Here is a 19,598-nt window from a genome sequence, read left to right as displayed (position 1 = left end):
GAGGAGCCCGATGTCCTTGTTCCTGCCCAGACCACATGCCCCCAGCGCCCTCACTCCCCGGGAGCACGCGCGGCTGGACAACGCACCCCACGCCTGCACCCCGGGTGCGGCGGAAAGACGCTTCGGCGTCCTGGGGTGTCGCGTCCAGGACGGCTTTCTGCGAACGGTGATGCGCACCGGTCCGTGGATGGACGGCTCCGACGGGCATCAGGCAGGAGCTCTGGCGGTGCTCCTCGACCACTCGATGGCCGAGACCATCTACAACGCGGCAGGACCGGGACGCTGGTCGCTCACCACCCGGCTGGCGTACGACATCGTTGCCCCGTCACCGTGGCGGACCGCCGCGCTGTACGCCACGTCCTGGGTGCCGCGAAGTGATCGGAGCGGCGGCTTCGCCCAGTGCGAGGTGACGGACGAGCGAGGCGAGCTCGTGGCGGTGGGCTCCACCTGGGTCCAGAACGTGGCGGCTTCCGGCCCTCTGCACCCGGCGGCCGCGGATGCCGCGACGGAGGACGCCGTCGGCAGCGGCGCCGCGAACTTCACCGACCACCTCGGCGCCCGACTGACCGTGGACGGCGAGGACACCCGGGCCGAGCTTCCCCGGGCCGAGCCGTGGAACAACGGATACGGAACGCTCCACGGCGGCGTCTGGGCGGGGCTGGCGGAACTGGCGGGATCGGCCGCGCTCGCGCACCACGGGAGCGACCTGCGAACGGCGACGGTCAGCGTCTCCTACCTGCGGCGGACCGACAGGACATCGGTAGCCGCGGTGGCACGGCCGGTACACCTCGGCCAGTCGTTCGGCGTGGTCGAGGTAACGGGAACCGACAACTCCGGGCGGCAGTGCGTCAGCGCGACCGTGACAGGACGGCACCACGCCCGGTGATCCGGCCCCGCACCTGAAGGAGCAGAGGATGACCACCAGACACATCAGCGTCGACGGCGGCGGCGCGATCCGCCGTCTCACCCTGAACCGGCCCGCCCGTCACAATGCGCAGACCCCTTTGATGTGGGCCGAACTGGCGGAAGCCGGAGCGGAACTGGCGGCGGACCCGCAGGTGCGGTGCGTCGTCGTCAGCGGTAGCGGCAAGTCCTTCAGCTCGGGCATCGATCTCGACGAGATACGCAAACCGGCCGGCTTTCTCCAGCGCCTCGCCGCTCATCCCGAAGGCGACCCCGACCCGATGCTGCCGTCCATCGCCAAGGCCCAGGAGGCGTTCCGCTGGATGGAGCGGGCTCCGTTCCTCGTGATCGCCGCGGTGACCGGGGTCGCCTTCGGCGCCGGCTGCCAGCTCGCCCTCGCGTGCGATGTACGCATCGTCGCGCACACGGCACGGTTCGCTCTGCGCGAGGTGCGGTACGGACTGATACCCGACATGGGGGCCACGGTCTCGCTGCCGAGGACGGTGGGGCGGGAACGGGCGCTGGACCTGATCCTCACGGGCCGGGAGTTCACGGGAGCGCAGGCGGTGCAGATGGGGCTCGCCCTGAGCTCGCACCCGGACGCGGACGTTCCATCCGCCGCGAGCGCGTACGCCGCAGAGATCGCGCGCGTACCGCGATCCGGCATCGCCCACACCAAGGCGGCGCTGTCCGAGCCGGATCCCGACCGAAGCCTGCAGCTGGCCGCCCGCGGCCAAGCCGCCTGTGTCCGGCAGGCGGACCTTCCGCGATCCGCAGGAGACAGTCCTCGGACCCCATGATGACGCCGACGGGTCACCACCTCTCCGCAGGGAGCGAACATGACAGACGAGCCGGGACCGCTGGATTTCCGTGATCTGGCGGTGGTCGTCACCGGAGCCGGATCCGGTCTCGGCCGACAGTACGCACTGGATTTCGCAGCAGCAGGAGCCCGGGTCGTGGTACACGCACGCCGGGCGGCGGCAGCCGAGGAGCTGACGGACCGCATTCGGGCGGACGGCGGCACGGCCACTGCCGTGGTGGCCGACGCCCGGGACGGGGCGGCGATCGTCACCGCGGCCGTCGACGCATACGGCCGGATCGACGCCCTGGTGGTGAACGCCGGCCATGTGCGCGATCACACGTTCCAGCAGATGACCAAGGAGGAATGGACCGACGTCGTCGACGTACACCTGGGCGGCGCCTACGAGGTCACGGCGGCTGCCTGGCCGCACATGGTGCGGCGGCAGCGCGGGAGCATCGTCCTGACGACGTCGGGCGCGGGCCTGCACGGCAACTTCGGCCAGGCGAACTACGCCGCCGCCAAAGCCGGCCTCATCGGCTTCGCCAAGACCCTGGCGGCCGAGGGGCAGCGGCACGGTGTACGGGTCAACGCGGTCGCCCCGATGGCGCACACCGGTATGACCGACGGTGTCTTCGACGACGAGCTGCGCGCCCGCCTTTCCGCCGCACAGGTGTCACCCTTCGTCCTCGCGCTGGCCCATCCGGCCGGCACCAGGTCCGGCGCCGTCGTGGAGACCGGCGGCGGCTGGGCGGCGGAAGTGCGTTGGCAGCGGTCGGCCGGCGTGCGATTCACAGCCGCCGAGCTGACTCCCGCCGCCGTGCTCGAACGCTGGCCCGATCTGGCCGACTTCACCACCGGGGCCGACTGGCCCAGCAGTACCGCTGACTCCCTCGCTGCCGCGTGCACACGCCCTGTCACCGATCGGCGAAACGGCCGGTGATCGCGCAGCCGGGCCGCCGGACCGACACGAAGACCACCACCTGATAGAAGAGCCGAGGGGAGACTCCGCGGACTCCGCAAGGAGCCGGTCAGGACCTCCTCTCGGCGGTGCCGGGTGCCCGTTCCGCCATGGAGGCGGGCACGGGGCGCCCGGCCATGTCGCGTTGCTGGCGCTGCGGCCGGCAGGACGCCCAGAGCTGCCGGTCATCGCGGCGCCCGCCTCGGCAGACGATTGCCGGAAGCACGCAGTGGGCGGAGAACGCGAGAGGCGGCCTCGCGGGCGTCGCGGCACTCGTTGTTGATGCCCGCGAAAAGACGCCGGCTCGGCACACCCCAGCAACACGCAGCCACGCCTACGGCATGCTCGCAGCACCGACCGAAGGGGGCGTGGCCTCTTCCTCGTCGCTCACCTGACCAGCGGACGGGGCTGCTACGGAGAACGAGGCAAGACCATCCGGCCGACCGGCCCCTCGTGGCTTCGCCCCACCGTTGAGTGCCATGCCATGCCCTACGCCGGGGCCGCGATGCTCCGGGTGCTGTCCGTCGTAGGGGAAACGGGCTGGTGGGCGGCCGGGGACACAGCCGCCCACCAGCTCACAGCCCGAGCCGGGCTCGGATGTCGGCCGCGGCTCCACTGATCGCCTGGTCGATCCCGAACTTCACCGCGGGGTCGAGGAGCGGGGCGCCGACGATGATGTCGGTGGTGCCGCTGGGGCCTGGCTGGGCGGCCACCGGCCGGCGGTGGCTGAACTCGTCGAATCCCGCCTTGCCGCTGTAGGCGCCGGTGCCGGAGTTGCCGACTCCGCCGAACGGAGCGTCGACGGAGTGGTGGAGCAGGCCGTCGTTGCGGGTGACGCCGCCGGAGGTGGTGCGCTGCAGGAAGCGGTGAAAGTCGTCGCTGTCCTCGCCGTACCAGTAGGCGGCCAGCGGCGACGGCCGGTCGGCTATGTAGGAGATCGGCTCGGCGACATCGTCGTAGACGTGGATCGTCAGGACGGGTCCGAAGACCTCCTCGCGTTCGATCCGCGCCTCGGCGGGGACGTCGAGCAGGAGCGTCGGCGGAATGAAGCGGTCCGCGCGGGACGGTTCCTCCGCGTTGGGCGTGATTCTCCTGGCGCCCTTCTCGACGGCGTCCTCGATCAGGCCCAGCACGCGGTCGAAATTGCGTTCGTTGACGAGGGGCACGGCGGCGGGATTGTCGGCGTACGTGGGGAAGAGCCCGGCGAGTTCGGCCTGGAGCGCGGCGGTGAACTCCTCGGCGCGGCTGCGGGGCACGAAGACGTAGTCGGGGCAGAGGCAGACCTGGCCGCCGTTGAGCATGCGGGTGGTGGCGATGCGGTGCGCGGCCAGCTGCAGGTCGGCGTCGGGGGCGACGACGACGGGGTTCTTCCCGCCCAGCTCCAGCGTGACGGGCACGAGGTTCGCGCCGGCGGCCGCGGCGACCAGCTTGCCGACGGCCGGCGACCCAGTGAAGATGATCTTGTCGAGGTGCAGGTCGGCGAACTCCCGCGCGGTCTCGACGTCGCCGCACACGACGGCGACCTCGTCCTCGCGCAGGTACTTGGCGACGGCCCGGGCGAAGACCTCACCGGTGCGGAGGTGCACGTCGGTGAACTTCATGATGACGCGGTTGCCGGCGGCCAGTGCGTCCAGCGCCGGTTGGACGGCCAGGCCGATGGGGAAGTTCCAGGCGGTGACGACCCCGACGACGCCGAGCGGCTTGTGCTGGACGAAAGCGGGGACGGGGCCGTCGACCGGGGTCGGCTTCATCCACTCGCCGAGGTTGTCGCGCAGGTGTGCCGCCTCCTCGATCAGGACGAGAAGCTCGGTGGCCTTGGTCAGGGTGGCCGGTCGCCGCCCGTAGTCCTCGGCCAGCGCGTCGGCGATCTCGTCGGCGGCGTCGAGTACGGCGAGCAGCAGCCGGTCGACGCGATGGCGGCGAACGTCCGCGCTGGGGTCGCCCTCGGCCCGGAAGGCGGCGCGCTGCAGGGCGACAAGCCGGTCCAGTTCCTTGCGGTCCACGTGGGTCGGCGCGGGGGGTGGGGAGGCGTGGGTGAGAGAGGACATGCGGGTACTCCTCGGATCGTTGACTGACACGGCGTCTCGATGCGGCCCCCGAGGGGCGTGCGGTGCCCGAGAGGGCGGCCTGCGCAGGGCGGTGCAGCGAAAGGACCGCCCCCGGCTCGGCAGGCAGGTCAGGCGGGGGCGGGCGCTCCCGCACTGTTCGCGCCTGCGACGAGCTGGTCCATGGCTCGTCGCGCGAGTGTCTGCTCGTGCAGGCGGCGGGCGGACTCCAGCAGCCGGATGCTGTCCGGGCCCCACATGCGGCGCAGGATGTAGCGCTCGTAGGGGCCCTGCTGCATCAGCCAGGCGATCGGGAGGAAGAGCTTCGCGGCACGGACGGCGGCCTTGTCCTTGCGCGGGCTGAGCCCCATCGACCGGCGCATCCTGGCCGGGAGCGTGCCCATGACGGGCAGCTCGATCAGCGTGGTCTGCAGCAGATACGGGACGAGCGCGCGGAGCTGTGAGATGTGGAAGTTCTTCTTCACCGCCTCCTTGGCCAGCTCGGTCCAGTCCTCGCCGGTGTCCGGCAGGTTGTTCACCGTCGTGCTGGGCTCGAAGAGGTCGGCGTACTTCTCGTACAGGGCCCCCAGCTCGGCCATGTTCGCGGGGATGTCCTCCTCGGCCGCCCCGACGAGCCTCAGGTACGCCCCGGTCTCGGCGACGAACTGGTCGCGCTGCTCGGGGGAGAGGCGGTGCGGGAATTTTCCGTCGCGGAACGCGAACGCCTCGTACACACGCAGCATGGGGTGCATCTCCGTCAGCGCCGCCCACATGGCGTCCCGCGGCTCGCTCGCGGCGTAGCCGCCGAGCTCGGGCCGGGCGGTGTCGATGACGTCGCCGGCCACCCTCTTATGGATGTTGTGGAGGTGCTTGTACATCAGCTTGGCGGTCTTGGAGTCACCGAGCCACATCGGGGCGTGCATGCCGGAGTTGCGCGAGAGCCGGTCGAACACGTCCAGCATGTTCAACGTCCCCTCCCGCGCCTTGCGGGAGACCGGATCGCGGTCGCGCAGGCCGGCGACGATCGGGTTGTAGCCCTTCGTCTGCACCGCACCCTGAACGGCGTTGAGGAAGACGACGGTGGCCGGGTGGAGGAGGACCTCCCAGACCACGCTGCCCGGGCCGAAGAGGCCGTAGTCCGGCGTGCCGTCCTCGTTGAGCGACTCACCTGCCGCGGTCGGCTCGCCGAAGCGCCGCCAGCGCCTCTCCGTGCCGAGCAGGTCCTCCCTGGTGATCTTCACTTTTCCCGTCTGGCTGCCGTGACCTGCGGCGACAGTGCTCATCTCGAACTCCTTGACTCGACACCACTTGAGTTCCCGCCCGGGAACTCAAGTCGCCAGCAAGCTATGCTCGGGGGTGTGCCGCGTCAACCCCCGCGAGGGCTTGAGATGCAAAAAGCCGCGAACATCACAGAACGGACATGACTGTCCGGTGATCGGGAGGACTCGCGGGTTGCCGACCGCGTCCGCACGGCGGCCTGAGGGCGACTTTTCGGCGACCCGTGACGCGTCGCCGGTGCGCTGACCTCGAGGGCGGGCCAGGGGCGCGCTTGTGGTTCTTCGGCCGGACCCGACGTCAGTCGCGCGTCGGGACGCGGGTGTCCCGTCCGCGCAGCAGGACCGCTTCGATGCCGTGCAGCAAGATCTCGACGCTCATCTCGAGTTGCTTCCGGTCGTACGTGTCGATGGACAGGTCGACCATCCGCGCGAAGTTCTCGAACTCCCGCTCATGCCCGCTGAGCGCCTCGCGTGCCATGAGTCGCCGGGGACGCTCGCCGCTGCGTGACACGAAGACGACGTCCTGCGCGTACGCCATGCAGACGTTGGACAGCAGGGCCAGCGCCCGCAGTGCGGACTCGTCGTCGAAGCCCGCCTCCGTCAGCTTCTTGGCGACGGCCTCGGTCGGTACGCCGAGCTTCGCGAGGAGCGCGTGGTCGAGGCGCAGGTGTTCGGCGAGCGCGTCCGTGGCGATCACGTTGTCCGCGAAGCCCAGGGCGTAGGCGCGGCACGCTTCCTGCCACGAGCAGTCGGCCGGGATGTCGATGTCCGAGGAGTTCTCCGAGAACGCGTCCAGAGCCATCAGCTTCAGGAGGGTTTCGCGGTCGGTGGCGTGGTGTCGTACGGCCTTGCGGTCGACGCCGAGCTTGTCGGCTACGGCCTGCACGGTCAGCGTCTCCGTACCGAGGGAGCGGGCCGCGTCGATGATGCGCCGCAGGTCGAGCCCGGCCCTGTGGCCGACGGGGCGCCGGCCCCCGGCGGACGGTGTCCGTTCTGTGGCAACCACGACTTTCGCTCTCCTCTGCCCGGGGGCTTGACCGGCCGTACTGGCGAGCTTAGCTTGCTTCCATGCAATTCCCGGCCGGGAACTAGTTTGGGGAGTGAACGAAGGAGTTCGCGAAGATGAGCATGGTCACCGCGGGCCAGGGCGGCACGAAGAGCGACCGGACGGCGGTCGGTGACGGCATCGACATCACCCACCTCGAACTGGGCGGTACGCGGCAAACGAGCCTCGCGAGGCGATATGGGTCGCGCTCACCGAGATGCGCTCATGCTGCGCGCTTACGAGGCCTTCGCCTTCCGCGGCGGGAAGAGGCCGCGCCACCTGCCGCGACCTGCGCGACCAGCTCCGCCTGAGACGGCCGCATACCTGCGCCTCGTCGGCGCCGACCGAGGAAGCTGCCCCGGCAGGCGTTCCTCGAGCGCGCCCCGCCCCGGCCGCCGACCGGTCGCGAACAGCCTCTTCCGCGTCTTGAACAGCTCACCTACGCCGACGCTGCGCGACCCCACATGGCCCCGGCCTGCCACGCCGACCCCCGACCGCCTTGATCTCACGTTTCTCGCGCCACCCGCACCCTTGCTCGAAAGGCTCACCGACATGACAACAACCCGAGCGGCTGTGCTGCGCTCCGCCGACAAAGAGCACGTCATCGAGGAGATCACCCTCGCCGACCTCCGCCCGGACGAGGTACTGGTGAAGATCGCCGGGACCGGAATGTGCCACACCGACATGATGGCGCGTGACCCCGCCCTCGGGGCGTTGCTCACGCCCATGGTGCTCGGCCACGAGGGCAGCGGGGTCGTGACGGCCGTCGGCTCCGCGGTGACCGCCGTACACCCCGGTGACCATGTGCTGCTGAGCTTCGCGTCCTGCGGTGCCTGCCGAGAGTGCCTCAAGGGCGCTCCCGCGTACTGCGAGAACTTCGACGCCCTCAACGTCACCGGCCGCTACCCCGACGGCAGCACGGGCGCGACCGACGCGCAGGGTCGGCCGGTCCCCAACCGGTGGTTCGGCCAGTCCTCCTTCGCCGAACACGCCATCGCCGCCGAGCGCGACGTCGTGGTCGTCGACAAGGATCTCCCCCTTGAACTGCTCGGCCCACTGGGCTGCGGCATCCAGACCGGCGCGGGTGCCGTACTCAACGAGATGCGGCTCGCGCCGGGCCAGTCCCTCGCCGTCTTCGGGGCGGGCGCCGTCGGACTGGCCGCCGTGATGGCGGCGAAGCTCGCCGGGGCGAGCGACATCGTCGTGGTGGACCTGAACGAGTCCCGGCTCGACCTGGCGAAGGAGCTGGGGGCCACCCGCACAGTGCTGGGAGGCGGGGAAGGCGTTGTCGAGCAGGTCATCGACGCGGGCCCGGGCATGGACTTCAGCCTGGAGACGACCGCCGTCGGCAAGGTCATCACCGACGCCGTCGCGGTCCTCGCGCGGCGTGGCACCGCGGTGCTGGTCGGTGTGGGCACCGGACTGCTGTCGGTGCCGCCGCCGCAGCTCGCGGGCCGCAAGGTCACCTTCGTCCTGGAAGGTGGTGCGGTTCCCAGGGTGTTCCTCCCGCAGCTGATCCGTTTCTGGCGGGAAGGCCGGTTCCCGTTCGACCGGCTCGTCCGCACCTATCCGCTCGCGGAAATCAACGCGGCGGAGGCCGACTCGTTGTCAGGTGGGGCGATCAAGCCGGTTCTCATCCCCTGAACCCCTCAATCCGTCCGCGATCCGACGGGCTCGCCGGTGCCCCTTCCCGCACGGGCCGCAGCAGATTCCCCAGCAAGCCATCCGCATCGGGGCACCCGTCTTCCCTACTTAGTGAATATTTACTAAGGTAGTGGGGCTCCCCCTTCCCCCGCTCTGACGGGTCGTCGGTCCGAGCCAGGCGGAAGCTGTTTCCCGCATCACAGGGCCCACAGCAAGATCAAGAGCAAGTTGTCGCCGGAATTCGGAGCTGTCAAAGATGACAATGCCGTTCGCCACCGAACATCCCTTCACAACGGACCAGGACATCTCGAGCACGGTCTTCTGGGACCAGCCATTCGCCGAGCGGGACAAGACCTTCGCCTGGCTGCGGGCCAACGCCCCCGTCAGCTGGCATCCGCCGCTCGAGAACCCGGCCCTTCCGGCCGATGTACACGGTGAGAAGGGCTTCTGGGCGGTGACACGCGCCGAGGAGATCCGCTACGTCAGCCAGAACCAGGACATCTTCAGCTCGGCCGTCGGCGGTGTCGAATTCCGCCCACGCGACCCGGCGTTGCCCATGCCGCCCAGCTTCCTGGAGATGGACCCGCCGGAGCACACCCACTACCGGCAGATCATGAGCGCCGCGTTCACACCGAAGGCCGTGAAGCGACTGACGGCGCAGATCGAGGAACGGGCCGAGAAGATCGTCGGCGCGGTGGCGGGCGCTGGGGATTTCGACTTCGTGGAACGCGTGGCGGCGAAGCTGCCCATGCTGACGGTCGCAGACATGGTGGGTGTGCCGGAGAGCCTGACCGAGGAGTTCGCGCGCGCCGGCGACGACCTCATCTCGGCCATGGGCGGCGGTCCTCCCGAGGGCGCCAACCTGCTCGAGTACATGTTCCAGCAGATGACCGTGCTCCGGCAGATCGGTGTCGATCTCGTCGAGCACCGCCGGAAGCACCCTGCCGACGACATCGCGACGGCCCTGGCCACCGCGCGGATCGACGGTCGGCCGTTGAGCGAGGACGACATCCAGTCGCTGATGGTGCTGCTCAGCGTCGCGGGCAACGACACGACGAAGCAGACCACCTCATGGACGGCGTACAACCTGGACCGGAACCCAGATCAACGGGCCTGGCTGGCCGAGGACTTCGACGGCCGCATCATGGCGTCGATCGAGGAGTTCGTCCGGCACGCGTCGCCGGTCGTCGAGTTCGCCCGCACCGCCACGCGGGACACCGAACTGGCCGGCCAGAAGATCACGGCCGGGGACAAGGTCGTGATCTTCTACTGCTCCGGCAACCGTGACGAGTCGGTGTTCCCCGACCCGCACAAGTTCGACCTGACCCGCCCTCGCAGCGCGCACGTCGGGTTCGGCGGCGGTGGTGTGCATTTCTGCCTCGGCAACGGCGTGGCCAAGGCCCAGCTTCGCGCGCTGTTCCGGCAGATCCTCACCAAGCTCCCCGACTTGCGGATCACAGGTGAGCCCGCACTGATGCGCAGCGAGTTCATCAACGGCGTCACCCACCTGCCCGCAAGCACCCGCTGAGCCCTGCCCGCGAGTTGCGCCCGCGCACCAGCGGAGCCAGGGAACCGCAGAGCCACACAGCCATACAGAGAGGACAGCCATGAAGATCCACGTCGACCGCGGGCGCTGCACCGGCATCGGTATCTGCGAGTCGGTCGCCCCCGACTTCTTCGAAGTCGGAGACGACGGCCGCCTCGTCCTGCACCGCGAGACGACCGACGAGAGCACCGCCGAGGACGTCACCGAGGCCGTCCGCGCCTGCCCCGCGCTCGCTCTGACCCTGGTGGAACAGTGACCTCAGGTGCCTTGACGCCGGGCGTTGCCGGCACAGGCGACGAGCCGGGCTTGGTGGTCGTCGGAGCGTCGCTCGCCGGCCTGCGCGCCGTCGAGGCCGCTCGCCGGGCGGGATACGGCGGCGCGATCACTCTCATCGGAGCCGAGCCGCATCTGCCGTACGACCGGCCGCCGTTGTCGAAGGCGTTCCTCACCGGCGACGTGGAGGCCACCTACTACCTCGGCGAGGACGTCCTGCGCAGGGACCTCTCGGTCGACCTTCGCCTGGGAGTCACCGCCCGCGCGCTGGACCCACAGGCCCGCACGGTGATCACTGATGCCGGGCCTGTGCCGTACCGCAGGCTGCTCGTGGCCACCGGCGCGCACGCCCGGACGCTGGCCCACCTGCCGGCGTTGGACGGCGTGTGGACCCTGCGCACCTTGGACGACGCGACAGCTCTCCGAGCCTCGCTCCGGGGGGCGGCTGACGTGGTGGTCGTCGGGGCCGGCTTCATCGGGGCGGAGATCGCCTCTTCGGCGCGGGCGGGCGGTGCCCGGGTCACGATCGTGGAGGCAGCCGCCGTACCGCTCGTCCGCGCGGTGGGCGAGGTGGTCGGCCGCGTGCTCTCCACCCTGCACGAACGGCACGGCACACGCCTGCTCTGCGGCACGACGGTCGAGGAACTGATCGGGGACGGACACGTGAGCGGCGTCCGTCTGTCGACCGGCGAGGTCCTGCGCGCCGACGCCGTGGTCGTCGGCGTGGGCGCCGCTCCGGCGACGCAGTGGCTGAAGACTTCCGGCATCGCCCTCGACCCCCGCGACGGAGGCGTCGTCTGCGACGCGTACCTGGAGTCGTCCATCCCCGGCGTCTACGCCGCGGGAGACGTCGCGCACTGGCCCAACGGAGTGTTCGAGGGCGACGGCACCATGCGCCTGGAGAACTGGACGAACGCCGCGTCGCAGGCCGCACACGCCGCCGAGAACGCGGTACGGCCCGACCGGCGTCGGCCCTACGAGACCGTGCCCTACTTCTGGAGCGACTGGTACGGCCAGCGGATCCAGTTCGTGGGCACCGCCGACGCGGATGACGTGAGCGTTGTCGTCGGCGGCGGACCGGACGAGGGATCGGATCACCTCGTCGCCCTCTACCGACGCGGTGACCGACTCGTCGGCGCCGCGACCCTCAACGAACCCCGCAAGATCATGAAATACCGGAGGTTCATCACCGAGCGCGGCCTGTGGTCCGCCGCCGAAACCGCGGTCCCGGTCTGAACGTGTCCGAATCGGCAGCCGGCCGTCGATGTTCCCTCCCCTGCCCGAGAGACGCTCACACCGATGGTGCTCGCCACGACGGGAGCGGGGTCGTGAGAGGGGGAGCGGGGTCGTGACAGCCGTCGGTTCCTTCTGTCGCGAACGCCTCCAGGGTGCTCCCGTCTACTGCGAGGAATTCGACGCCCGAAATCTCAGCGGCCGCTACCCCGACGGCAGCACCGGCGCGTCCGACGAGCGCGGACAGCCGGTCACGAACCGGTGGCTCGGCCAGTCCTCTTTCGTACAGCACGCCATCGCCGCGGAGCGCGACGTCGTGGTGGTCGGCCAGGAACTCCCCTCGAAACTGCTCGGTCCGCTGTGCTGCGGTTCCCGACCGGCGCGGGTGCCGTACTCAAGCCCCGGACAGCTTCGCCGCCATGACGGCGGCCAGTCCGCGCCGAACGGCTGGACATCTGTTGCAGGCGCCGTGAACCTGACCGTCTCGGTTGCTGCAGGATTCCTGAAGAGGATTTCGAGTGGAGCCGGCCATGGGGTGGCAGACGATTGCCCGCAGGGTTTTCGCCGTCTGTGAGAAGAAGACAGCCCCGGTACCTCGGCTCTTTGTCACCCGAGGTGCCCTTCCCGGTGGCCATCCGGTGGCCGGACGCCTTTGGACGACGTAACACGAAGTAGCGCAGACTAACCAGCCGCGCATGCTCTGATCAGGTGAAACGTCACTCAGCAACACGACCGGGCACCACGCGGCACGAACGCTCACGGTCTCGTAATGCGTAGGTCTCGGGTTCGAACCCTGACGCTCTACTCGGCCAGTCAGGACTGGTTCATGACCATGTGAGGGTTGCTGCACTCCATGTACGGGTGGCGGCCTCGCCGTTGAGGAGAGTGTCTGCGAACTCGGTGACCTGCCGGACGACGTCAATGAAGTGTTCAGGGTAGCCAGTTGCAGCGGAGCCCTGCCGACGCCGCCAGGCGGTGTACGAGGTCTGGCGACGCTCGCCGAGGTCGGTGATGGCGGTGCTGAGCGGTTTCAGTCTCCGTTGCGAGCTGCTGCGGGTAGTCGATGATCCGCGGGGCGGGGGTGACGGGATCGCCGAAGCTGACATCGAGTTGGAGCTTGAGTCGTGCTCGGGCGATGGATGCAGCCAAGGACAGGCGTAGACCGTGATACTCGTCCTCCTCGCGGATGGGCACGGTCTTGAGCGTCGCGGGATCGAATACGACTCCGTCGTCGATCTCGGTGGCGGCGATGACTGCGATCCTGTGGACGATCTCCGTTTCGGTGCCTGGGAACGAGCGGCCGAGGATGTCGATGTCCCGGGTCATCCGGCGTGCGCCGAACTGGGCGAGGAGCAGGCCGCCCTTGAGTACGAAGTGGTCCCGGCCAAGCGGCGATGCGGCCAAGCGATAGAGGAACCGTTCCAGGATGTACTCGACCATGATCTCGTCCGTGGACCGGCCGGTGCGGCGGGCCAGGTTACGCAGGTCGTTGTAGACGCGGCCGGCGGTGGTGTCGCGTGTGGGGTTGGCCATCAGGCGAGCACCGCCTCTACGGCGGGGCGGATGACGGAGAGGGCGCCCAACTCGCGTGCGATGTGCTGGAGTTCGCTGACACCGCTGCGTCCGTCTCGGCGCAGGTAGCGGCCGAGTGCGGACAGGGCGAGGGTCTCGCCGATGCGGCTGCGGTGGCGCATCGCGTCGACGACGCTGCGGGCTGCGTTGTACACAGGGACGGTCTCTCCCGGAGCTGCTTCGAACCGTTCGATGCCGAGGGTGAAGGTCGTCGAGGCGTACTGCGCCACCACGGTCGGCGGGTACGAAATCGTGGGGCGGCGTGTTCCGCGAGGCACGGCGATGTGTACCGCTGCGGGGATGTCGTCGATCAGCTCATGCAGGGCCAAGGCAGACTCGCCGCACACGACAGCGTGAGGAGCCCGCGCGCACACGGCCAAAAGGTCTGAATGTGCGGTCTCTGGGGCGTCTGCCCGCCGGTACACCCCACGGGATAGTTCGTCTATCTCCCCCTCCGCCACCAAGAACGCCTGATCACGAGGGGAGAGCAGGGCCTGACGTGCCTGCGCCGTCGTGAACGTAGGGGGCAGGCCGGCCAGCCGCTGCTCCAGGCGCGAGTTCGCCGAAGCACTCATGTATCGAATGATACCCCTCAGGTGAGATCAGGGGATCGATTTGATACGTTCTGGCGACGGTCGGCGGTCGTGGCGGGTCGGAACAGTGATCGAGGGTGCCGCGAACCCCCAGGTCAAGCGCCCATCCCGTGGGATTTAACGGGGACTTTTCGGGGACTTTCACGTCTGTCCCAGGGACATTCCGGGGACTTTCCGCCGCGTAAGCAGGGAAGCCCCCGACAGCGCTGAAAGACACGAACGAGCTGGTCAGGGCCCGTTTCCTCAGCACTCGATGATGTTCACCGCGAGCCCCCCGCGCGCCGTCTCCTTGTACTTCACGCTCATGTCCGCCCCGGTGTCCTTCATCGTCTTGATGACCTTGTCGAGGGACACCTTGTGTGAGCCGTCCCCCCGCAGCGCCATCTTGGCCGCCGTGACCGCCTTGACCGCGGCCATGCCGTTGCGCTCGATGCAGGGGATCTGGACCAGGCCGCCGACCGGGTCGCAGGTCAGGCCCAGGTTGTGCTCCATGCCGATCTCGGCCGCGTTCTCGACCTGTTCGGGGGAGCCGCCGAGGACCTCGGCGAGGGCGCCCGCGGCCATCGAGCAGGCGGAGCCGACCTCGCCCTGGCAGCCGACCTCGGCGCCGGAGATGGACGCGTTCTCCTTGAAGAGCATGCCGATGGCGCCGGCGGCGAGGAGGAAGCGGACCACGCCGTCCTCGTCCGCGCCGGGAACGAAGTTCATGAAGTAGTGCAGGACCGCGGGGATGATGCCGGCCGCGCCGTTCGTCGGGGCCGTCACCACCCGGCCGCCGGCGGCGTTCTCCTCGTTGACCGCCATCGCGTACAGCGTGATCCACTCCATGGAGTGGGCCAACGGGTCGCCTTCTGCCCGCAGTTGACGGGCCGTCATGGCGGCGCGCCGGCGCACCCGCAGACCGCCCGGCAGGATGCCCTCCTGGGCCATGCCCCGGGACACGCAGGACTGCATCACGCGCCAGATCTCAAGGAGCCCGGTCCGTATCTCGTCCTCCGTGCGCCAGGCGCGCTCGTTCTCCAGCATCAGGGAGGAGATCGACAGGCCGGTGTCCTTGGTCAGGCGCAGCAGCTCGTCACCCGTGCGGAAGGGGTACTTCAGCACGGTGTCGTCGAGCTTGATGCGGTCCTCGCCGACCGCGTCCTCGTCCACGACGAAGCCGCCGCCGACCGAGTAGTACGTCTTGGACAGCAGCTCCGCGCCCGAGGCGTCGTACGCCCACACCGTCATGCCGTTCGCGTGGTACGGGAGGGCCTTTCGGCGGTGCAGGACCAGGTCGTCGTCGAAGGAGAAGGGGATCTCGTGCTCCCCGAGCAGCTTCAGCAGGCCCGCGGCCTTGATCTCCGCCACCCGGCCGTCCGCGCCCTCCACGTCGACCGTACGAGGAGACGCCCCCTCCAGGCCCAGCAGCACCGCCTTCGGGGTGCCGTGGCCGTGGCCGGTCGCGCCCAGGGAGCCGTAGAGCTCGCAGCGGACCGAGGCGACGGCCGGCAACAGGTCCTCGTTGCGCAGGCGGCGGGCGAACATGCGGGCCGCGCGCATCGGGCCGACCGTGTGGGAGCTCGACGGGCCGATGCCGATCGAGAACAGGTCGAAGACCGAGATGGCCACGGGAACTCCTTCACAAAGGGTGGGGGCACACGGCGTCGGGTGCCCCCACCGTGGAACTGCTCGAACTACTTGTTCAGGCCGGGGTACAGCGGGTGCTTGTCGGCGAGGGCCTTGACCCGGGCCTTCAGCGACTCCACGTCGTACGACGGCTTCAGGGTCTCGGCGATGACGTCCGCGACCTCGGCGAAGTCCTCGGCCGTGAAGCCGCGGGTGGCCAGGGCGGGCGTGCCGATCCGCAGGCCCGACGTCACCATCGGCGGGCGCGGGTCGTTCGGGACGGCGTTGCGGTTGACCGTGATGCCGACCTCGTGGAGACGGTCCTCGGCCTGCCGCCCGTCCAGCTCGGACTCGCGCAGGTCGACGAGGATGAGGTGGACGTCGGTGCCGCCGGAGAGCACATTGACCCCGGCCTCCCGGGCGTCGTCGGCCGTCAGACGCTCGGCGAGGATGCGCGCACCGTCCACCGTACGCCGCTGGCGCTCCTTGAACTCCTCGCCCGCCGCGACCTTGAAGGACACCGCCTTCGCCGCGATCACGTGCTCCAGGGGACCGCCCTGGAAGCCCGGGAAGACGGAGGAGTTCAGCTTCTTCGCGAACTCCTGCTTGGCGAGGATGATCCCGCCGCGCGGGCCGCCCAGCGTCTTGTGGGTGGTGGAGGTGACCACGTCCGCGTGCTCGACGGGGTTCGGGTGCAGCCCGGCCGCGACCAGACCCGCGAAGTGGGCCATGTCGACCCACAGGTACGCCTCGACCTCGTCGGCGATCCGGCGGAACTCCGCGAAGTCCAGCTGCCGCGGGTACGCCGACCACCCGGCGATGATCACCTTCGGCCGGTGTTCGCGCGCGAGCTTCTCCAGCTCGGCCATGTCGACCAGACCGGTCGCCGGGTCCACGTGGTACGCGACCACGTCGAACTGCTTGCCGGAGAAGTTCAGCCGCATCCCGTGGGTCAGGTGACCGCCGTGGGCCAGGTCCAGGCCCAGGATGGTGTCACCGGGCTGGGCCAGCGCGAACAGGGCGGCCTGGTTCGCGGAGGCGCCGGAGTGGGGCTGCACGTTGGCGTACTCGGCGCCGAACAGCTCCTTGACCCGGTCGATCGCGATCTGCTCGGCCACGTCGACGTGCTCGCAGCCGCCGTAGTAGCGACGGCCGGGGTAGCCCTCGGCGTACTTGTTGGTGAGGACCGAGCCCTGGGCCTCCATGACCGCGACCGGAGCGAAGTTCTCCGAGGCGATCATCTCGAGGGTGGACTGCTGCCTGACCAGCTCGGCGTCGACCGCGGCGGCGATCTCCGGGTCGAGCTCGTGCAGGGGCGTGTTCAGTGCGGACATCAGGTGCGGACTCCTCAGCCGGCGGAAAAGGCGGTGTACTCGTCGGCGGAGAGCAGGTCGGCCGGCTCCTCCGCGACGCGTACCTTGAACAGCCAGCCGCCCTCGAAGGGGGCGGAGTTCACCAGCGCCGGGTCGCTGACGACGTCCTCGTTGACCTCGGTGACCTCACCGGAGACGGGGGAGTACAGGTCGCTGACCGACTTGGTCGACTCCAGCTCGCCGCAGGTCTCGCCCGCGGTCACCGTGTCACCGACCTCCGGGAGCTGGACGAAGACGACGTCGCCGAGCGCGTTGGCCGCGTGCTCCGTGATGCCGACCGTCGAGACGCCGTCCTCGGCGCCCGACAGCCACTCGTGCTCCTTGCTGTAACGCAGCTGCTGGGGGTTGCTCATGGCCTGAATTCTCCTGTACGCGGGGGAGTGCTGATGAAGGGGGACTGCGAAAGGCGTGCGTGAGCAGCGACTCTGTGCTCAGCATCACCTACGGCGGTTACTTCTGGGCGGCTACTTCTGGCGCTTGTAGAAGGGCAGAGCCACGACCTCGTACGGCTCGTGACTGCCCCGGATGTCCACACCGACACCGGCCGTGCCCGGCGTGGCGTGCGCGGCGTCGACGTACGCCATCGCGATCGGCCTGCCGAGGGTGGGGGAGGGGGCGCCGGAGGTGACCTCGCCGATCACCTCGCCGTCCGCGATGACGGCGTACCCGGCCCGCGGGACGCGACGCCCCTCGGCGACCAGCCCGACGAGGACGCGCGGCGGCGCGGCGGCGGCGCGCTCGGCGGCCCGCTGGAGCGCCTCCCGCCCGACGAAGTCCCCGTCCTTCTCGAACTTCACGACCCGGCCGAGCCCGGCGTCGAAGGGCGTCAGCTCCCGCGAGAGCTCGTGCCCGTACAGCGGCATGCCCGCTTCCAGGCGCAGGGTGTCCCGGCAGGACAGCCCGCAGGGGATCAGGCCGACGCCCTCGCCCGCCTTGGACAGGGCCTGCCACAGCGCCTCCGCGTCGGAAGGCGCCACGAACAGCTCGAAGCCGTCCTCCCCGGTGTACCCGGTGCGCGCGATCAGGGCCGGCACCCCGGCGACCGTGCCCGGCAGGCCGGCGTAGTACTTGAGGCCGTCGAGGTCCGCGTCGGTCAGGGAAGCGAGGATCCCGGGGGACTGCGGTCCCTGTACGGCGATCAGGGCGTAGGCGTCCCGGTCGTCACGCACCTCGGCGTCGAAGCCGGCCGCGCGCTCGGTCAGCGCGTCGAGCACGACCTGGGCGTTGGAGGCGTTGGCGACCACCATGTACTCGGTCTCGCCGAGCCGGTAGACGATCAGGTCGTCCAGGATGCCGCCGTCGGCCTGGCAGATCATGGTGTAGCGGGCCCGGCCGACACCGACCGAGGCGATGTTGCCGACGAGGGCGAAGTTCAGCAGCTGTGCGGCCTGCGGTCCGGTCACGGTGATCTCACCCATGTGGGAGAGGTCGAAGAGCCCGGCTTTCGTGCGTACCGCGTTGTGTTCGTCGCGCTCGGAGCCGTACCGCAGGGGCATGTCCCAGCCGGCGAAGTCGGTCATGGTCGCACCGAGCGAGCGGTGCAGGGCATCGAGCGCGGTGAGACGGAGTTCAGGACTGCTCATCGGACGGTCGTCTCCAAGGATCCCAGGACATGGGTGTGACGGGCGAGGTATTCCTCCCCATCTGTCATCGGAACCTGAGAGGTTCGCCATGAAGAACATGGCTTGCACCGTGGGTGGGGCCGCCACGAAGGGGGCCCGCTTTTCAGATGTGCCTCGCCCGCGCGGTAACGGGGCCTGAGAGATTCAAGGGAGGGACTTGCTCCTTCGGCGCCCGGGTACACGTACCCCGGGACTCTCCCGCGCGGATTCAAGCGGCCGGTATGCAGTTGGCGCCGACATCATTGCACGCCCCGGACGCCGACGGCAGGGCTGCCTCGGCCCCTCCCTTCTGTAACCGGCTTGTGGCGGTACGCGTACAGAAACGCGAGAGATCGTCCATTACCTTCTCTTTACGCTCGGTGGGGAGGGGAACCCCGACCCCGGAGGAGGACGATGACGGTGAACAGGACCTCGGCGTACGCGACGACCTCGGGTCTCGCGCTGCCCAAGCAGCCCGCGGCCCCGGCCGTCGAGGCCCGCGGCGCGCGCCCGGTCGTCCGTGACCTGCGCGACCGCGCGGGCCACGGTCCGCACGCCCTGCTCTTCGCCCCGAGGGATCTCGTCGTCATCACCGGCCTGCCCGGCAGCGGCAAGTCCACGCTGATGAAGCGTGCGGTCAAGGGGATCCGGATCGACTCCCAGGACACCCGCGACCGCTTCGACGCCCGGCTGTCCCGCTTACTGCCGTACGCCCTCTACCGCCCCCTGGTCCGGCTCGCGCACTACGCCGGACTGCGTCGCGCGCTGCGCTCCGGCGAAGGGGTCGTGGTGCACGACTGCGGGACACAGGCCTGGGTGCGCGGATGGCTGGCCCGGGAGGCCCGGCGCCGGGGCGGCACCCTGCACCTGCTGCTGCTCGACGTCACGGCGGACACCGCGCTCGAGGGCCAGCGCGAGCGCGGCCGGGGTGTCTCGCGGTACGCCTTCCTGCGCCACCGGGGCGCGGCCGCCCGGCTGATCCGCGCCGTGGAGCGCGGTGACCTGCCCCCGGGCTGCGGTTCGGCGGTGCTGATCGACCGGGACGCGGCGGACGTGCTGCGGCGGATCGGGTTCACGGGCTGAGCGGGCGGGCCTCGCCGGGCTGAGCCACCCGGGCGCCGCACC

Annotated in this window: 18 protein-coding genes and 1 riboswitch; of the genes, 9 read left to right on the top strand and 9 right to left on the bottom strand. The window is 69.9% G+C overall.

Annotated elements, in window-relative coordinates:
* Positions 1 to 10 precede the first annotated feature (10 nt).
* The 3 genes from ACFYZ8_RS10735 to ACFYZ8_RS10725 are packed head-to-tail and all read left to right on the top strand — an operon-like array spanning position 11 to position 2,645.
* A complete protein-coding gene (locus tag ACFYZ8_RS10735) occupies positions 11 to 886 on the top strand; it encodes a PaaI family thioesterase (RefSeq protein ID WP_389049796.1) in 876 nt (291 codons plus the stop codon).
* Between the two features lie 28 nt (positions 887 to 914).
* A complete protein-coding gene (locus ACFYZ8_RS10730) occupies positions 915 to 1,703 on the top strand; it encodes an enoyl-CoA hydratase/isomerase family protein (RefSeq protein ID WP_388534273.1) in 789 nt (262 codons plus the stop codon).
* 39 nt (positions 1,704 to 1,742) lie between these two features.
* A complete protein-coding gene (locus ACFYZ8_RS10725; protein ID WP_388534271.1) occupies positions 1,743 to 2,645 on the top strand; it encodes an SDR family NAD(P)-dependent oxidoreductase in 903 nt (300 codons plus the stop codon).
* Between the two features lie 593 nt (positions 2,646 to 3,238).
* Here ACFYZ8_RS10725 and ACFYZ8_RS10720 read toward each other — a convergent pair.
* From ACFYZ8_RS10720 to ACFYZ8_RS10710, 3 genes are all read right to left on the bottom strand, one after another.
* Positions 3,239 to 4,711 carry an aldehyde dehydrogenase family protein gene (locus ACFYZ8_RS10720; RefSeq protein WP_388534269.1) on the bottom strand — a complete coding sequence of 491 codons (1,473 nt, stop codon included), beginning with the start codon at positions 4,709 to 4,711 and terminating at the stop codon, positions 3,239 to 3,241.
* 128 nt (positions 4,712 to 4,839) lie between these two features.
* Positions 4,840 to 5,991, bottom strand: a complete 1,152-nt coding sequence (locus tag ACFYZ8_RS10715) for an oxygenase MpaB family protein (RefSeq protein ID WP_388534267.1) — start codon at positions 5,989 to 5,991, stop codon at positions 4,840 to 4,842.
* A 292-nt stretch (positions 5,992 to 6,283) separates the two neighbouring features.
* Complete coding sequence (locus ACFYZ8_RS10710; RefSeq protein ID WP_359030899.1) at positions 6,284 to 6,991, bottom strand: hypothetical protein; 708 nt, start codon at positions 6,989 to 6,991, stop codon at positions 6,284 to 6,286.
* Between the two features lie 591 nt (positions 6,992 to 7,582).
* Here ACFYZ8_RS10710 and ACFYZ8_RS10705 point away from each other — a divergent pair.
* The 5 genes from ACFYZ8_RS10705 to ACFYZ8_RS10685 all read left to right on the top strand — a co-directional run bounded on the left by ACFYZ8_RS10705 (position 7,583) and on the right by ACFYZ8_RS10685 (position 12,300).
* Positions 7,583 to 8,674 (top strand): NAD(P)-dependent alcohol dehydrogenase, encoded by a 1,092-nt coding sequence (locus tag ACFYZ8_RS10705; RefSeq protein WP_388534264.1) that lies wholly within the window; start codon positions 7,583 to 7,585, stop codon positions 8,672 to 8,674.
* A gap of 256 nt (positions 8,675 to 8,930) precedes the next feature.
* Positions 8,931 to 10,202 carry a cytochrome P450 gene (locus ACFYZ8_RS10700; RefSeq protein WP_388534262.1) on the top strand — a complete coding sequence of 424 codons (1,272 nt, stop codon included), beginning with the start codon at positions 8,931 to 8,933 and terminating at the stop codon, positions 10,200 to 10,202.
* Positions 10,203 to 10,281: 79 nt separating this feature from the next.
* A complete protein-coding gene (locus ACFYZ8_RS10695) occupies positions 10,282 to 10,476 on the top strand; it encodes a ferredoxin (protein ID WP_330266290.1) in 195 nt (64 codons plus the stop codon).
* Positions 10,477 to 10,529: 53 nt separating this feature from the next.
* The gene (locus ACFYZ8_RS10690; RefSeq protein WP_388535052.1) at positions 10,530 to 11,729 is read left to right on the top strand and encodes an NAD(P)/FAD-dependent oxidoreductase; all 1,200 of its coding nucleotides are present in this window, start codon (positions 10,530 to 10,532) and stop codon (positions 11,727 to 11,729) included.
* Between the two features lie 112 nt (positions 11,730 to 11,841).
* A complete protein-coding gene (locus ACFYZ8_RS10685; protein WP_388534258.1) occupies positions 11,842 to 12,300 on the top strand; it encodes a hypothetical protein in 459 nt (152 codons plus the stop codon).
* A 356-nt stretch (positions 12,301 to 12,656) separates the two neighbouring features.
* Here ACFYZ8_RS10685 and ACFYZ8_RS10680 read toward each other — a convergent pair whose 3' ends face one another.
* The 6 genes from ACFYZ8_RS10680 to gcvT all read right to left on the bottom strand — a co-directional run bounded on the left by ACFYZ8_RS10680 (position 12,657) and on the right by gcvT (position 18,455).
* Complete coding sequence (locus ACFYZ8_RS10680) at positions 12,657 to 13,259, bottom strand: nucleotidyl transferase AbiEii/AbiGii toxin family protein (protein ID WP_388534255.1); 603 nt, start codon at positions 13,257 to 13,259, stop codon at positions 12,657 to 12,659.
* Entirely contained in the window at positions 13,259 to 13,627 is a 369-nt protein-coding gene (locus ACFYZ8_RS10675; protein ID WP_388534253.1) for a hypothetical protein, read from the bottom strand. Before ACFYZ8_RS10675 ends, ACFYZ8_RS10680 begins: the two co-directional genes overlap by 1 nt.
* 507 nt (positions 13,628 to 14,134) lie before the next feature.
* Positions 14,135 to 15,502 (bottom strand): L-serine ammonia-lyase, encoded by a 1,368-nt coding sequence (locus ACFYZ8_RS10670; RefSeq protein WP_388534250.1) that lies wholly within the window; start codon positions 15,500 to 15,502, stop codon positions 14,135 to 14,137.
* Between the two features lie 65 nt (positions 15,503 to 15,567).
* Complete coding sequence (gene glyA, locus ACFYZ8_RS10665) at positions 15,568 to 16,833, bottom strand: serine hydroxymethyltransferase (protein WP_359030906.1); 1,266 nt, start codon at positions 16,831 to 16,833, stop codon at positions 15,568 to 15,570.
* Positions 16,834 to 16,847: 14 nt separating this feature from the next.
* Positions 16,848 to 17,225, bottom strand: coding sequence for a glycine cleavage system protein GcvH (gene gcvH / locus ACFYZ8_RS10660; protein ID WP_007384830.1), 378 nt, complete (start codon positions 17,223 to 17,225; stop codon positions 16,848 to 16,850).
* Positions 17,226 to 17,336: 111 nt separating this feature from the next.
* Positions 17,337 to 18,455 carry a glycine cleavage system aminomethyltransferase GcvT gene (gene gcvT, locus ACFYZ8_RS10655; protein WP_388534246.1) on the bottom strand — a complete coding sequence of 373 codons (1,119 nt, stop codon included), beginning with the start codon at positions 18,453 to 18,455 and terminating at the stop codon, positions 17,337 to 17,339.
* Between the two features lie 152 nt (positions 18,456 to 18,607).
* Positions 18,608 to 18,705, bottom strand: a riboswitch (glycine riboswitch).
* Between the two features lie 182 nt (positions 18,706 to 18,887).
* Here gcvT and ACFYZ8_RS10650 point away from each other — a divergent pair.
* The gene (locus ACFYZ8_RS10650; protein WP_388534244.1) at positions 18,888 to 19,556 is read left to right on the top strand and encodes an AAA family ATPase; all 669 of its coding nucleotides are present in this window, start codon (positions 18,888 to 18,890) and stop codon (positions 19,554 to 19,556) included.
* The last annotated feature ends 42 nt before the right edge of the window (positions 19,557 to 19,598 follow it).

Origin of the sequence: Streptomyces sp. NPDC001668, assembly GCF_042893155.1 — a bacterium.
In the GTDB taxonomy this organism is placed as follows: Bacteria; Actinomycetota; Actinomycetes; order Streptomycetales; family Streptomycetaceae; genus Streptomyces.
This window is presented reverse-complemented; position numbering and strand designations above follow the sequence as displayed.

Excerpts from the sequence above, each read along its gene's own strand:
- ACFYZ8_RS10735 (WP_389049796.1), top strand. The coding sequence starts at position 11 with ATGTCCTTGTTCCTGCCCAGACCACATGCCCCCAGCGCCCTCACTCCC.
- ACFYZ8_RS10680 (WP_388534255.1), bottom strand. The coding sequence starts at position 13,259 with ATGGCCAACCCCACACGCGACACCACCGCCGGCCGCGTCTACAACGAC.
- ACFYZ8_RS10695 (WP_330266290.1), top strand. The coding sequence starts at position 10,282 with ATGAAGATCCACGTCGACCGCGGGCGCTGCACCGGCATCGGTATCTGC.
- ACFYZ8_RS10650 (WP_388534244.1), top strand. The coding sequence starts at position 18,888 with ATGACGGTGAACAGGACCTCGGCGTACGCGACGACCTCGGGTCTCGCG.
- ACFYZ8_RS10700 (WP_388534262.1), top strand. The coding sequence starts at position 8,931 with ATGACAATGCCGTTCGCCACCGAACATCCCTTCACAACGGACCAGGAC.
- ACFYZ8_RS10720 (WP_388534269.1), bottom strand. The coding sequence starts at position 4,711 with ATGTCCTCTCTCACCCACGCCTCCCCACCCCCCGCGCCGACCCACGTG.
- ACFYZ8_RS10705 (WP_388534264.1), top strand. The coding sequence starts at position 7,583 with ATGACAACAACCCGAGCGGCTGTGCTGCGCTCCGCCGACAAAGAGCAC.
- gcvT (WP_388534246.1), bottom strand. The coding sequence starts at position 18,455 with ATGAGCAGTCCTGAACTCCGTCTCACCGCGCTCGATGCCCTGCACCGC.
- gcvH (WP_007384830.1), bottom strand. The coding sequence starts at position 17,225 with ATGAGCAACCCCCAGCAGCTGCGTTACAGCAAGGAGCACGAGTGGCTG.
- ACFYZ8_RS10730 (WP_388534273.1), top strand. The coding sequence starts at position 915 with ATGACCACCAGACACATCAGCGTCGACGGCGGCGGCGCGATCCGCCGT.
- ACFYZ8_RS10725 (WP_388534271.1), top strand. The coding sequence starts at position 1,743 with ATGACAGACGAGCCGGGACCGCTGGATTTCCGTGATCTGGCGGTGGTC.
- ACFYZ8_RS10715 (WP_388534267.1), bottom strand. The coding sequence starts at position 5,991 with ATGAGCACTGTCGCCGCAGGTCACGGCAGCCAGACGGGAAAAGTGAAG.
- glyA (WP_359030906.1), bottom strand. The coding sequence starts at position 16,833 with ATGTCCGCACTGAACACGCCCCTGCACGAGCTCGACCCGGAGATCGCC.